The sequence below is a fragment of the Streptomyces sp. NPDC059875 genome, assembly GCF_042731085.1.
GTDB lineage: Bacteria > Actinomycetota > Actinomycetes > Streptomycetales > Streptomycetaceae > Streptomyces.
Genome location: NZ_JBHWJZ010000073.1, coordinates 1 through 13506, shown reverse-complemented (window position 1 = coordinate 13506; position 13506 = coordinate 1). Strand labels below are relative to the sequence as shown.

Annotated in this window: 10 protein-coding genes; 3 read left to right on the top strand and 7 right to left on the bottom strand. The window is 72.6% G+C overall.

What is annotated here, in order from left to right; all coding sequences use genetic code 11:
* Nucleotides 1–110: 110 nt before the first annotated feature.
* The 5 genes from ACFV9D_RS38490 to ACFV9D_RS38470 form a co-directional block, all read right to left on the bottom strand.
* Entirely contained in the window at nucleotides 111–3152 is a 3042-nt protein-coding gene (locus ACFV9D_RS38490; RefSeq protein WP_385157642.1) for an NPCBM/NEW2 domain-containing protein, read from the bottom strand.
* Between the two features lie 131 nt (nucleotides 3153–3283).
* Nucleotides 3284–4513 (bottom strand): cysteine--1-D-myo-inosityl 2-amino-2-deoxy-alpha-D-glucopyranoside ligase, encoded by a 1230-nt coding sequence (mshC, locus tag ACFV9D_RS38485; protein ID WP_385157639.1) that lies wholly within the window; start codon nucleotides 4511–4513, stop codon nucleotides 3284–3286.
* Between the two features lie 144 nt (nucleotides 4514–4657).
* Complete coding sequence (locus ACFV9D_RS38480; protein ID WP_385157636.1) at nucleotides 4658–5461, bottom strand: SCO1664 family protein; 804 nt, start codon at nucleotides 5459–5461, stop codon at nucleotides 4658–4660.
* Entirely contained in the window at nucleotides 5458–6048 is a 591-nt protein-coding gene (locus ACFV9D_RS38475) for a DUF3090 domain-containing protein (RefSeq protein ID WP_385157634.1), read from the bottom strand. The genes ACFV9D_RS38480 and ACFV9D_RS38475 overlap by 4 nt, the downstream gene beginning before the upstream one ends.
* A 77-nt stretch (nucleotides 6049–6125) precedes the next feature.
* Nucleotides 6126–6815 (bottom strand): histidine phosphatase family protein, encoded by a 690-nt coding sequence (locus tag ACFV9D_RS38470; protein WP_385157631.1) that lies wholly within the window; start codon nucleotides 6813–6815, stop codon nucleotides 6126–6128.
* Nucleotides 6816–6899: 84 nt separating this feature from the next.
* On the opposite strand from ACFV9D_RS38470, the gene ACFV9D_RS38465 reads away from it, so the two are divergent.
* A complete protein-coding gene (locus tag ACFV9D_RS38465; RefSeq protein ID WP_385157647.1) occupies nucleotides 6900–7892 on the top strand; it encodes a magnesium and cobalt transport protein CorA in 993 nt (330 codons plus the stop codon).
* A gap of 24 nt (nucleotides 7893–7916) precedes the next feature.
* Here the strand turns inward: ACFV9D_RS38465 and ACFV9D_RS38460 are convergent, their stop codons facing one another.
* Complete coding sequence (locus ACFV9D_RS38460) at nucleotides 7917–8702, bottom strand: ferritin-like domain-containing protein (RefSeq protein ID WP_385157645.1); 786 nt, start codon at nucleotides 8700–8702, stop codon at nucleotides 7917–7919.
* Nucleotides 8703–9024: 322 nt separating this feature from the next.
* Nucleotides 9025–10074 carry an LLM class F420-dependent oxidoreductase gene (locus ACFV9D_RS38455; protein ID WP_385157628.1) on the bottom strand — a complete coding sequence of 350 codons (1050 nt, stop codon included), beginning with the start codon at nucleotides 10072–10074 and terminating at the stop codon, nucleotides 9025–9027.
* A gap of 129 nt (nucleotides 10075–10203) precedes the next feature.
* On the opposite strand from ACFV9D_RS38455, the gene ACFV9D_RS38450 reads away from it, so the two are divergent.
* On the top strand, nucleotides 10204–11190 hold the full coding sequence (locus tag ACFV9D_RS38450; RefSeq protein WP_385157625.1) for an aldo/keto reductase: 987 nt from the start codon (nucleotides 10204–10206) through the stop codon (nucleotides 11188–11190).
* Entirely contained in the window at nucleotides 11187–13430 is a 2244-nt protein-coding gene (locus ACFV9D_RS38445) for a helix-hairpin-helix domain-containing protein (protein WP_385157622.1), read from the top strand. The genes ACFV9D_RS38450 and ACFV9D_RS38445 overlap by 4 nt, the downstream gene beginning before the upstream one ends.
* The last annotated feature ends 76 nt before the right edge of the window (nucleotides 13431–13506 follow it).

The following is a 13506-nucleotide window of genomic DNA, read 5'->3' as shown; positions in this document are numbered from 1 at the left end:
GGTGGTGGCGCCCCCCGGGGTGTGGTGGGAGTCGGGGCGGGCCGGTCTCGTGTGGAGGGCGGGGGGCGGGGGGGGGGCGGCGCCCCCCCCGCCCCCCCCCCCTCCCTCACTCAGGCACAGGCGAAGCGGGCGGCCGCCCAGTCCCCGTGATCACCGCTCTTGGATCCGTTGGTGTCGGTGATCCGCAGCCGGACATGGCGGGCACCGGTGACGTCGACGTCGACCGGGACGGTCGCCGAGGCGCCGGTCACCCTGGGTGAGGTCCACAGGACCTTGCCGTCGGCCTCGACCGAGAACGCGACCTCCCCGTAGCCGTTGATCTCGTCGTCGATGCCGACGTCCGCGGTGAAGGCGGTGCAGCGGCCGCCGAGGTAGACCTCGATGTCGGAGTCGGCGTGGGCACCGATGCCCTTCTCGTAGGTCGTGCCGGCGAGGGTGAGGGTGCGGCCGTCGCTCGCGCCCGACTCGCCGTTGGAACGGTCGCGTTCGGGCGGTCCCCAGCCGTTGGTGGCCTTCAGCCAGACCAGATCGCTCGCCCAGACGCCGGTGGACGGCGGCTCGGGCATCACTCCGACGGCGAACCGCTGGACCGCGGTGCGGTCCTGGCCCGCGGAGCGGTGGCGGGCGGTCGCGGTGAGGGTGGCCTCCCCGGGCTTGGCGTCCTTCGCCGGGGTGACGGAGACCGCGACCCGCTTCGTGGTGCCCGCCGGGATGCGCGTGACGGGCGCGGCCGGGGTGACCTGCCAGCCGGTGGGGGCCGTCAGCGAGACCTCGACGCCGGTGGCGTCCTTCGTACCCGCCGTGACGTCGACGGCCACGGTGCCGGGGGCACCGGCGCCCAGCTCCTGTCCGGCCGGTACGGCGAGGGTGGCGGCGGCGCCCGGTACGGCTCCGCCGACCGCGCTGGTGTCCGACAGTTCGAGGGTGAAGGCGCGGTCGGTCCGCTGGGCGGCCGTCTTGACCTTCACCACTCCCCCGCGGTCGTCGCGGTCGTACCACCAACCCTGGGCGGCTGCCTCGTAGGCGGCCTTGGAGGTGAGGCGCGGCAGTGCGCGGTCGCCGAGCGTGACCTCACTCGGCGCGTCGCCGGTGTGGACGGTGAACTGGTACGGCCGGGCGGTGGACTTGCCGGCGAAGGCGCCCTTGCTCGCGCCGATCCTGACCGTCACGTCACCCGCGCCGCGCTGGGGCGCGCGGACCTCGGCGGTCTGGGTGGCGTACTGACCGGCGCGGTGGGCGCGGGTGACGCCGTCGTCCTCGTACAGCTCGAAGGACGAGTCGCCCTGCGGGTAGATGTCCCAGGCGAGCGGGGAACCCGCCGTGCGGTCGGCGTACGAGCGGATGCCGCCGGGCCACATCGGGACGGTGGCCCCGGCCCGTACGAACAGGGGCAGGGTGTCGAGGGGTGCGCTGTCGTCGTCGACGGTGACGGGGCCCTCGTAGATGCGCCCGCTCCAGTAGTCGATCCAGGTGCCCTTGGGGAGGTAGATGCCGTCGCGCTCGACGGCGTCCTGGTAGACGGGGGCGACGAGGAAGTCCTCGCCGCTCAGGAACTCGTACTTCGCCGTCTCGCTCGCAGCCTTCGGGTCGTCGGGGTACTCGAGGACGAGCGGGCGGGCGAGGCCGACGCCGGTCTCGGTGGCGCGGTGGGCGTGCGAGTAGATGTAGGGCAGCAGCGACTCGTGGAGCTTCAGGTAGTCGCGGTTGATCGAGGTGTACGGCTCGCCGTAGCGGAAGGGCTGTTTGTCGCTGGCGGCCCAGCCGTCCATGGTCATGGTGACCGGCAGGAACATCTTCCACTGGAGGTCGCGGGTGTACGTCTTGGCGCTGCCGCCGAAGATGCCGTCGACGTCGCCGGTGGTGTAGGCGAGGCCGGACATGGAGGCGCCGGCGTAGGTGGGGATCTGCCAGCGGATGTACTCCCAGGTGCCGGACTGGTCGCCGGACCACTGGACGCCGCAGCGCTGGGCGCCGGACCAGCTCTCGGGAGCCCAGGTGAAGCCGCGGGCGTCGCTGTTCGCCTCGATGCCGGCGTAGGCGTCCTTGCAGCCGTCGAGGGCGAACTTGTAGCCGGCGCCGACCCAGGCGACGTCGAGCTTGGCGACGCGCTGGCCGGCCTTGACCTGGTCGGCGAGCTTGTCGAGGCCGTCCTCGGTCCACAGGCCCAGCTGCATCTTGCGCTGCTGGAGACCGGTCGCGGTCTCGGCGAGGTTCTCGTAGCCGCAGCCGTAGCCGTCGTTGACGAGCATCCAGCCGTTGGGCATGTCGTTGGCGACGTAGCCGTCGGCGACCTTCAGGGCGTCCAGGGTGTGGCGCTCGCCCCGGTTGGCGTTGTGGAGGTAGCAGTCGGCGTCGCCGATCTCCAGGCCGTAGACGGGCGGCATGAAGGGCTTGCCGGTGAGGTTCGTGTACTGGCCGATGACGTCCTTGACGGCGTCGGAGCCGCTGCCCGCGAAGTAGTAGGCGTCGAAGCGCTGTTCGCGGGCGGTGGTGGTGACGGGCTCGCCGAACACGTAGGTGTTCGGGGCGTACGTGTTGCGGTAGACGCCGTAGCCGGCCGAGGAGAGGTAGAACGGGACGGAGTTGGGGTGACCGCCGTCGTTCCAGTTGTAGTCGACGCCGACCTCGACGGTCTTGCCGCGGTGTGAGGTGTTGCCGCGGCCGTTCTGCATCCCGGCGCCGTAGAACTGCTCGGCGGCGCCCCGGGTCAGTGACTGGGTGGTGCGGTCCTGGTCCCAGGTGAGGCCCGTGGTCTCGGACCACAGGGGGGTGCCGTCCGCGCGGAAGGCGGCGAAGCGGAGCGGTGCCTTGTAGGCGCGCAGGGTCACCTTCGCGGAGGTGAGTTCGTAGCGGTCGCCGCGGTCGTACCAGCGGGTGGCGGGCGGCGGGCCCTGGGGCAGCACGATGTCCCGGCCCGTGGGGTCGGTGAACCGTCCGTCGGGGGCGAGTTCGATGCGGAAGGTCTCGTCGGTGACGAAGGTGACGCGGGCCTGTGCCTGACCGGCGGTCAGCCGGTAGACGGCTGCCGCGTCGGCGGCGAAGCCCGTGACGTCCCCGACGGTGGTGGGTGAGGGCTCGGCGGACTGGGCGCTGCCCGGCCCCGCGAGCACGGCGAGGAGCCCGAGCACGGCACCGGAGAGTGCAGCTTTCATGCGCAATATTGATTGCATGGAGGGTATTTAGCGCAGAAACGAGCACAGAGCCAGGACAAAACGGAACCGCCCCCGGACTTCGCGGAGAAGTCCAAGGGCGGTTGTCCGAAAGAGAGTTGGGCGGGTCCCCGTTACAGAGCCACCCCGAGCAGTCCGTCGACGGCGCGGGAGACGAGACCGGGCGCGGACTCGTCCGTACCGCCCTCCGCGCTCTGGTGCGCGGCCCAGCGGTCGACGGCCGCGAGCGCGGCCGGCGCGTCGAGGTCGTCGGCGAGCGCCTCGCGGATCTCCTCGACGAGCGCGTCGGCGGACGGACCGTCGGGGCGGGAGACAGCCGCACGCCAGCGGTCCAGGCGCGCCACCGCGTCCTCGAGGACCTGGTCGGTCCACTCCCAGTCGGCGCGGTAGTGGTGCGAGAGGAGCGCGAGGCGGATGGCGGCCGGGTCGACGCCCTCGCGGCGGAGCGCGGAGACGAAGACGAGGTTGCCCTTGGACTTGGACATCTTCTGGCCGTGCAGCGCGACCATGCCGGCGTGGACGTACGCCTTGGCCATGGGGAACTCGCCGGTGAGCGTCTGGGCGTGGGAGGCGCCCATCTCGTGGTGCGGGAAGATCAGGTCGGATCCGCCGCCCTGCACGTCGAAGCCCATGCCCAGGTGGTCGAGGGCGATGGCGACGCACTCGATGTGCCAGCCGGGGCGGCCGGGGCCGAGGCTGCCGCCGTCCCAGCTCGGCTCGCCCTCGCGGGCGGCCATCCACAGCATCGGGTCGAGCGCGTTCTTCTTGCCCGGGCGGTCCGGGTCGCCGCCGCGCTCGGCGGAGAGGTGGCGCATCAGCTCGGTGTCGTAGTTCGACACCTGACCGAAGTGCGGGTCGGCCTCGACGGAGAAGTAGATGTCGCCCTCGAGCTCGTACGCGGCACCGGAGTCCCGCAGCCGCTCGACGAGCGGCACGATGCCCGGTATGGCCTCGACCGCGCCGATGTAGTGCTGCGGCGGGAGCATCCGCAGGGCGGTCATGTCCTCGCGGAACAGGGCGGTCTCACGCTCGGCCAGACCGACCCAGTCGATGCCGTCGCGGATCGCCCGCTCCAGGAGGGGGTCGTCCACGTCGGTCACGTTCTGGACGTAGTGAACCTGCCGCTTGGTGTCGAGCCACACGCGCTGAACGAGGTCGAACGCGTTGTAGGTCGCCGCGTGACCCATATGGGTCGCGTCGTACGGCGTGATGCCGCAGACGTAGATACGGGCGACGGGGCCGGGGGCGAGGGTCACTCGTCCACCGGTCGCGGTGTCGTGGATCCGGAGGTCGCGGCCCTTGCCGGGCAGGGCGGGGACCTCAGAAGCGGGCCAGGCATGCATGACCTGAGCGTAACCGGACACCTGTTCCGGATACGAACCGGATCAGGGATCTTGGCCGACAAGGCGGTCTTGCAGCTCGCGGCCGCTCGTGCATACCCCAGGGGGGATGTGGACCCATGGATCGGGTTGGCCGGATCCGATCGGTCAGACCGGTGGCCAGGGGATCGCCGGCCACTGCCCGGAGGGCTCGGGGTGCCGGCCGGTGGCGCGCAGGGCGCTCACCCGGCCGCGCAGGGCGTCCACCTCGGCCGCCGTGAGCAGCTCCGCCAGCCGGGTGGTGAGCGGTGTGCCGGGGGCCAGCGAGCCGTCGAGCCGGTCGAGCACCTCGGTGGCCTCGGCGGGCAGCTCCTCGCCCGCCCAGCCCCACAGCAGGGTGCGCAGCTTGTCGTCCACGTTGAAGGTCACCCCGTGGTCGATGGCGTACAGACGTCCGTCCGGGGCGGGCAGCAGATGGCCGCCCTTGCGGTCGCCGTTGTTGATGACCGCGTCCAGGACGGCGAGGCGGCGCAGTTCGGGGCTGTCGGCGTGCACGAGGAGCGCGGTGCGGTCCTCGCCGACCTGGGCGGGCCCGACGGCCTTCCAGCCCTCCCCCGCCTCCTCGTCCTCGGTCAGGGCGAGCAGGTTCGCGCCGGGGTCGGCCTCGATCCACAGCTGGACCATGCCCTCGCCGTACGGGCCCTCGCGCAGCACGGTGGGCGGTACGAGTCCCCAGCCGGTGGCCTCGGAGAGCTCGTAGGCGGCGACCTCGCGCTGGGCGAGGGTGCCGTCGGGGAAGTCCCACAGCGGGCGCTCGCCCGCGATGGGCTTGTAGACGCAGGCGGCCTCCTCGCCGGCGTGGGCGACGGAGCAGAAGAGCACCGCGTTGGAGGCCTCGCGGACCTGGCCGCGGACGGTCAGCTCTCCCTTGGTGAGCAGGTCGATGACCGCCCGGCTGTCGGGACCGCTCATGCTCCGCGTCGGTATCCGTTCTGGCGGGGGCACACATGGCCCTCGGGGTCGAGCGGCAGGCTGCACAGGGGGCACGGCGGCCGGCCGGCGTTGACCACGTCGAGGGCGCGCTTGGCGAAGGCCCTGGCCTGGGCGCCGGTGAGGCGGACGCGCAGCATCGGCGGTCCGTTCTCCTCGTCCTGGAGGAGCCGTTCCTCGGCCTCGGCGAGGTCCTCGTCGGTCTCGGCGTCCAGCTCGACGAGCGCCTGGGCCTCGACGATCATGCGCTGTTCCTCGCCGTCCCAGGCCAGCGCCATCGTGCCGACCCGGAACTCCTCCTCGACCGGGATGTCGAGGGGAGCGGTGTCCGTGATGTCGGCGGGGGCGACGGCCGGGACGGGGGCGTTGCCACCGGTGCGGCGCACGACCTCGTCGAGGAGTTCGTCGATGCGTTCGGCGAGCGCGGCGACCTGGGTCTTCTCCAGGGCCACGCTGGTGACCCGGCCCGCCGCGGACGCCTGCAGGAAGAACGTACGGCGGCCAGGCAGCCCGACCGTGCCGGCCACGAAACGCTCCGGTGGGTCGTAGAGGAACACCTGACGGGACACGTCCCTGACTCCCTTGAGTCTCGACAGTGGTGGAGGCCCGCGCTACAGCGGCCCGTCCACCCTACTGCGCGGATGGATCACGGTGCGCCCGCACCGCCACCGACCTCCGCGGCCCCACCCGTGTCGCCGGTCTCCCGGGGCGTGAGCGCCGCGAAGTCGCCGGTGTCGCCGAGTCGTAGGAGGAAGGGACGCAGCCGCGTGTAGCGGATGGCGGTGACGGAACAGGGGTCGACGTGGATGCGCTGGAAGAGGTCGAGGTGCATCCCGAGGGCGTCGGCGACGATCGACTTGATGATGTCTCCGTGCGAGCACATCGCGTAGACCGCGTCCTCGCCGTGCTCGGCCTCGATCCGGGCGTTCCAGTCCCGCACGGCGTCGACGGCCCGCGCCTGCATGGCGCGCATCGACTCGCCGCCGGGGAAGGTCGCGGCGGAGGCGTGGGTCTGGACGATCTCCATCAGCGGCTCGTCGCCCAGTTCGGCGAGTTTGCGGCCGGACCAGTCGCCGTAGTCGCACTCGCTGATCCGCTCGTCGGTGTGGAGCGGCAGCTCGGGCCGGGCGTCGAGGAGCGGCCGCAGCGTCTCGCGGCAGCGCTGCAGCGGGCTGGAGACGACGGCGGCGAGCGGCACCCCGGCCAGTCGCCCGGGCAGCGCGGCGGCCTGCGCGGCGCCCCGCTCGTCGAGGGCGACCCCGGGCAGCCGTCCGGCGAGGACCCCTGAGGTGTTGGCGGTGGAGCGTCCGTGACGGACGAGGATCAGCGTGGCCATGGCGGCAAGGGTAAGTTGCCGCACGCACCCGGGCGAAGGTTCGCCGGGCACGCGCGTGTGCGGGACGGGGGCGGGCGGGGGAGAATACGGCGCGTGATCGTGGACTCCGCCATCTACCGCGACGGGCGCCGCACGGAGGGCCCCGCCGACCTGTCCGACGCCCTGGACGAGGCGAGAGCGACCGGCGACGCGTTTCTGTGGGTCGGGCTGCACGAGCCGACGGAGGCCGAGTTCGCTCACGTCTCGTCCGAGTTCGCGCTGCATCCGCTGGCCGTCGAGGACGCGTTGAAGGCCCATCAGCGGCCCAAGCTGGAGGTCTACGACGACTCTCTCTTCGTGGTCCTCAAGCCGGTGGTGTACGAACCGAAGAGCGACCGGGTCTCCTCGGGCGAACTGATGGTGTTCATCGGGGACTCGTTCGTGGTGACGGTCCGGCACGGCGAGGGCGCGCCGCTGGCGGCCGTGCGCCGCCGGCTGGAGGCCGATCCCGACCTGCTGCGGCACGGCCCGACCGCCGTGCTGTACGCGATCAGCGACGCGGTCGTGGACCACTACATCGACGTGGCCGGCGAGCTCCAGGTCGACCTGGAGGAGCTGGAGGCCGATGTGTTCGCGCCGACCGGCGGGAATCCGGGGAACACGGCGGAGCGGATCTACACGGCCAAGCGCCAGGTGCTCGAGTTCCGCCGGGCGAGTGGTCCGCTCGGGGCTCCGATGGTGAAGCTCTCGACGGGCGCCGTGCCGTTCGTGAACGAGCACGCGATGCCCTTCTTCCGGGACGTCGCCGACCACCTGGTCCGCGCCAACGAGCAGGTGGAGGGGCTGGACCGGCTGCTGTCGGACGTGCTGTCGGCGCATCTGGCGCAGATGGGCGTGCGGCAGAACGACGACATGCGGAAGATCTCGGCGTGGGCGGCCATGGCCGCGGTTCCCACGATGGTCGCGGGGATCTACGGCATGAACTTCGACCACATGCCCGAGCTGGGCTGGACCTGGTCGTACCCGGCGGTGATCCTGCTGATGGCCGGGGTCGTCCTCGGCCTGTACCGGCTGTTCAAGCGCCGCGGCTGGATGTAGCCACGGCGCCGGGTGACGGACGGTTCAGAACGCGGGGGCCGGGGTCGCGGGGCCGCCCAGCGCGTTGCGCCGCTCGGGCATCTTGAGGTCGACCATCTTGTGCCAGCCGGCCGCGCGTTCGTACGCGTACATGCCGTGGATCCCGGCCACGAGGACGGCCGACTTGGCCTTGGGCCAGCCCAGGATGCGTCCCATGTGGCCCATCACGGCGAGGCTGACGTCGCGGTAGACCTTGATCTCGGCGAGCGCGGACTCACGCAGGGTGCGCTGGATGAGCCGGCCGTGTCCGGCCCGCGCGAGGCGCAGCAGCTCCTCGTGGCAGTAGGCGAGGTGGTTCGCCTCGTCGTTGTCGATCATGTGAATGGCCTTGCCGAGCTCGGGGTGGTCCCCGAAGTACGTGACCAGCATCTCCATCTGGTCCGCGGCCCGTTGCTCGGTGACACGACTGTGCGAGAGGTAGACGATGACGTCCTCTTCGCTCAGCGGCTCGTCGCGGCGGAGTTTGTCGTGGGCGAGGCCGATGCCGCGCTGTTCGAGGAGCATCGTGTAGTCGGTGTCGGGCGGCACCGGCACGGGCTCCAGGTCGCGCTTCTTCAGCAGTGCGTTGAAGATCCGGCCGTGCTTGTCCTCGTCGGCCCCGTGCCGGGTGATCTTGGGCGCCAGATCCCGCATCCCCGGCGCGACCAGGGCCGCGATCCGGGCGTTCTCCCAGCCTCCCTGGGCCTCGCCGCTGGCGGCGATGGAGCAGAAGAGCTGGAAGGACTCGTCGTTGTCGATGATTTCCTGGAACAGGCCCTTGGCCGTCAGCATTGCTGCCACCTCCATGCGGGCGTCCGCACGCCGCACGTCCGCAGAGAACGAGTCAAATGCCGTACGGGCGAGTGGGCAACAGGAGCGGCGGGCGACTCGGCCGAATGAATGACGGCCGCGCTCGTAACCAGGAGGTCCGTGGAGCGTTGTGCTACATGACGGCCGTGGCGGGGAAGACCCCCGAGCCCCCACCACGGCCGCAGACCTTCCCGCCGGCGAGGCCCGCACACTCCAGGCCTCGGTGGCCTCACCGGCCTCGGCCGACTGCGCCGGACTCCGTTCGTCCCGGAGTCCGGCGAGCGGCCGGGGGATCCGTCTCGGCTCAGCTCAGACCGGCCCGCTCCAGGGCCTCGGTGCCCGCGCGCAGCGCCGCCACCCGCTCGTCGAGGGTGAAGCCGGCCGGGGCGAGGGTGAGGGTGGTGACACCGGCCTCGGCGTAGGCCTTCATCCGGTCGGCGATCCGATCGACGGAGCCGAGCAGGGTGGTCTGGTCGATCAGCTGCCGCGGTACGGCGGCGGCCGCGCCGGTCTTGTCACCGGCCAGGTACTTGTCCTGGATCTCGGCCGCCTGCTTCTCGTAGCCCATGCGCTGGGCGAGCTGGTTGTAGAAGTTCTGCTTGCGGCTGCCCATGCCGCCGACGTACAGGGCGGTGTACGGGCGGAAGATGTCGGCGAGGGCGTCGATGTCGTCGCCGAGGGCGATCGGCAGCGTGGGGTGGACGTCGAAGCCGTCCATGGTGAGCCCGGCCTTCTCGCGGCCCGCGCGGAGCGGGCGCAGCGCGGTCTCCTCCAGGTGCTCGGCGGAGGGGAAGATCAGCAGCGCGCCGTCGGCGATCTCGCCGGTCTGCTCCAGGTTCTTCGGGCCGATCGCCGCGATGTAGAGCGGGATGTGCTCGCGCTGCGGGTGGACGGTGAGCTTGATGGGCTTGCCCGGGCCGTCGGGCAGCGGCAGGGTCCAGTGCTCGCCCTCGTAGGTGAGGCGCTCGCGGGTCATGGCCTTGCGGACGATCTCGACGTACTCGCGGGTGCGGGCCAGGGGCTTGTCGAACTTGACGCCGTACCAGCCCTCGGAGACCTGCGGCCCGGACACGCCGAGACCGAGGCGGAACCGGCCGCCGGAGAGCGAGTCGAGGGTGGCGGCGGTCATCGCCGTCATCGCGGGCTGGCGCGCCGGGATCTGCATGATCGCGGAGCCGACGTCGATCCGCTCCGTCTTGGCGGCCACCCAGGAGAGCACGGTCGGCGCGTCGGAGCCGTAGGCCTCGGCGGCCCAGCAGACGTCGTAGCCGAGGCGGTCCGCCTCCTGCGCGACGGCGAGATTGTCGCCGTCCATGCCGGCGCCCCAGTAGCCGAGGTTGATGCCGAGCCTCATGACCACACCCTCTTTACTGATCAGTAACGTCCCTTGGCCCGGACTCTAGCGCGCGGTTACCGGATCCGTCAGGGGGAGGTTGTCCACAGGCTCTCTCCGCGTGGGGTCTTGGCCAGTAATCTCGCGCCCATGGAGCAGAGGCATCTCGGACGTACCGGCCTGCGCGTGTCCCGGATCGGGCTCGGCACCCTCACCTGGGGCCGGGACACCGACGAGCACGACGCCGCCGACCAGTTGAAGGCGTTCTGGGACGCGGGCGGCACGCTGGTCGACACCGCGGACGTGTACGGCGGCGGCGAGGCGGAGTACGTGCTGGGGCAGCTCATGGAGCGGCTGGTGCCGCGGCGCGATCTCGTCATCTCCACCAAGGCGGGCAGTGTGCCCGACCCCGACCGCCGGACGGACGGCTCGCGTGGGCATCTCCTGGCCGCCCTCGACGCCTCCCTGGCCCGCCTCGGCACCGACCACGTGGATCTGTGGCAGCTCCACGCCTTCGATCCGCACACCCCGCTGGAGGAGTCCCTCCAGGCGCTGGACATCGCCGTGAGCAGCGGACGGGCGCGGTACGTGGGGGTGTCGAACTTCTGCGGGTGGCAGCTGGCGAAGGCCGGGACCTGGCAGCTCGGCGCGACGGGCGCGGCGCGGACGCGGCTGGCGGCGACGCAGATGGAGTACTCGCTGCTCCAGCGGGGCGTGGAGCGGGAGGTGCTGCCGGCCGCCCTCGATCTGGGAATAGGTCTGCTGCCGTCCTCACCGCTGGGCCGGGGTGTGCTGACCGGCAAGTACCGGCACGGCACCCCGACGGACTCGCGGGGCGGCTCGGAGACGATGGCGCCCTTCGTGGAGCCGTATCTGGACGAGGCGGCGAGCCGCATCGTGGACGCCGTCGCGACGGCGGCGGACGGCCTGTCGGCGACGCCGCTCCAGGTGGCGCTCGCCTGGGTGCGCGACCGGCCCGGGGTGACCGCCCCGATCGTCGGCGCGCGCAACGCGCGGCAGCTCACGGCGGCGTTGTCAGTGGAGAGCCTTAGTCTTCCTGACGAGATCTGCCGGGCGCTCGACGATGTGTCTGCGCCCGTGCACCGCTATCCGGACCAGGACTGGAGCACCCTGTGAGCGAGCCTTCCCGGGAGACCCCTCCCGAGGCAGCCGAGCCCGTACCGGGCGAGGACGAGGCCACCACGGATCACCCCTCGGGGGGCGCCGACGGCGGCGCAGACCCTGCGGCCGCCGGAGACGCGCCGCCGGAGACCGACGGCGACGAGGCCGTGTCGGCCACGGGTGAGGCGTCCGAGGAGGACGGCGGGGCGGACGCCGCCGCCGACGAGGCTCCGGTGGGTGACTCCGCCGAGGGCGGTGAGGCCAAGGCCGCGGAGCTCTCCGAGGCGCAGGCCGAGCTCGCCGCCCAGCGGGAGTTGCGGGCCCGGATCGAGCAGCGCAAGGCGGAGAAGGAGGGGCCGGTCGCCGCGGGCGCCAAGCTGAGCGGCAAGGCGGCCGATCTGCTCGCGGCGGTACGGGCCGTGGAGAGCGGTACGACATCGGGCGGCGCGTTCTCGGAGGCGGCCGAGCCCGCCCCGGCGGCCCGGCGTCCCGCCCCCGCGGCGGCGCCGGCCATGACGGTGCGCCCGGCCCCGGTCGAGAAGGCGGCGGCCGCCCCCGAGACGCTGGTGGCCGTGCGGGAGGTCCTGGCCCGCGGTGGGGCGCCGGAGTCGCTCACCGGGCAGGTCGCCGGCGTGCTCGGCGAGGGCGCCGCCGAGGCGCTGCGCGAGGACCCCTGGCTGCTCCTTTCGGTGCCCGGGGTCCAGCCCGAGCACGCCGACGGCTTCGCACGGGCCCTGCTCGGCGCCGCATGCGGTCCCGGCGATCCGCGCAGAGCCGTCGCCCTGGTCGCCTGGCTGCTCGAGCGGGCCGCGCTGAAGGGGCACACCGCCGTGGAGGAGGCGGACGTACGGACCGGGCTGGCCAAGCTGTCGGTGCCGGACCCAGACGAGGCCGTCCAGCAGGCGATCTCCGAGGGCGCGGTCCTGGTGTTCCAGGAGGAAGACGCCCAGGCCGCCGAGGAAGACGCCGAGGAGGACGCCGAGGGCGACCGGGAATCCGCGCCGGAGGCCCCCGACGTCGAGGCCCCCGACGTTCCCGTGCTGCTCGGGCTCGACCGGTACGCCCTCGCCGAGGAGAGCCTGGCCGACGGCCTCGCCCGGCTGGCCAAGACCGTCACCGCCGACACCTGGGACGGTCCGGAGCTGGTCCGCGCCGCCGGAGCGCACGGGCTCGTCGCGCACACGGGCGGCGAGGCGGCCCGCAGTGAGCCGGTCGCGCTCGCCGCGGCCGCCCGGGAGCGGGGCCTGCGCGTCGCAGTGGCCGCGCACAGCGAGAACGGCGTCCGTCGCCTCGGCGCGGAGGCACTCACCGTCGCCGCCCTGCTGTCCGGCGCGGCCGGACCCGGCCGGGACGAGGAGGGCGCCCTCGCCCTGGATCTGCTGATCGTGCTCGACGCGCCGCAGCTGGACGTCGAATCCGCCGCCATGCTCGTGGAGTCGCTGCCCGACGGCTGCCGTCTGGTGCTGAGCGGCGACCCCGGTGTCCTCGGTTCGGCGGGTGCGGGTCGGGTGTTCGGCGATGTGCTGGCGGCCCGGGTGTGCCCGCAGATCGCCTCTCGTGTCCCCGATGCCGGCCCGATCGGCGAACTGGTCTCGGGCATCGGCATCGGCGAGCTGAACCAGGTGGAGGCGCCCGGCAAGGAGGTCGTGATCGTCCCGGTCCAGGACGCGGGCGAGGCCGTGCACCGGACGGTGCAGCTGGTCGCCGACTCCGTACCGCGGGCGATCGGCGTGCCGGCCGAGCAGACGCAGGTGATCACGGTCGGCCACGGCGGTTCGGCGGGCACGCGCGCGCTGAACGCCGCGCTGAAGCAGCGGCTCAACCCCGGCCCGGGCCGTTTCGGCGGCTTCGACCCGGGCGACCGGGTGGCATACGTTCCGGCCCCGGGGCGCACGGTGACCGGAACGGTCGTCTCGGCCGACGCCGAGGGCCTGCGGCTGGAGTGCGAGGGCGAGAAGCTCGTCGTACCGAAGGAGCGGGTGGAGTCGGCCCTGCGGCACGGCTGGGCGCTCACCGCGCACCAGGCGGCGGGGATGCGCTGGCCGGCCGCGGTCGTGGTGCTGCCGGGCGATGCCGCCCAGGGCCTGAGCCGCGCCTGGGTCTACACGGCCTTCGGCCGGGGCGAGCGCCATCTCTCGGTCGTCCACGGCGTGGACCAGGCACTGCCCCGCGCCGTGGCCGAGGGGGTGGCCCAGGAGCGTACGACCCGGCTGCGGCCGCTTCTGGAGGTCCTCCTGGCCGTCGAGGAGGACTGACCCGGCGGGAGAGCGGAGTACGACGGAGGGCGGGACACCCACACGGTGTCCCGCCCTCCGTCGTACTCCTCAGGCG

Excerpts from the sequence above, each read along its gene's own strand:
- ACFV9D_RS38490 (WP_385157642.1), bottom strand. The coding sequence starts at position 3,152 with ATGAAAGCTGCACTCTCCGGTGCCGTGCTCGGGCTCCTCGCCGTGCTC.
- mshC (WP_385157639.1), bottom strand. The coding sequence starts at position 4,513 with ATGCATGCCTGGCCCGCTTCTGAGGTCCCCGCCCTGCCCGGCAAGGGC.
- ACFV9D_RS38480 (WP_385157636.1), bottom strand. The coding sequence starts at position 5,461 with ATGAGCGGTCCCGACAGCCGGGCGGTCATCGACCTGCTCACCAAGGGA.
- ACFV9D_RS38470 (WP_385157631.1), bottom strand. The coding sequence starts at position 6,815 with ATGGCCACGCTGATCCTCGTCCGTCACGGACGCTCCACCGCCAACACC.
- ACFV9D_RS38460 (WP_385157645.1), bottom strand. The coding sequence starts at position 8,702 with ATGCTGACGGCCAAGGGCCTGTTCCAGGAAATCATCGACAACGACGAG.
- ACFV9D_RS38455 (WP_385157628.1), bottom strand. The coding sequence starts at position 10,074 with ATGAGGCTCGGCATCAACCTCGGCTACTGGGGCGCCGGCATGGACGGC.
- ACFV9D_RS38450 (WP_385157625.1), top strand. The coding sequence starts at position 10,204 with ATGGAGCAGAGGCATCTCGGACGTACCGGCCTGCGCGTGTCCCGGATC.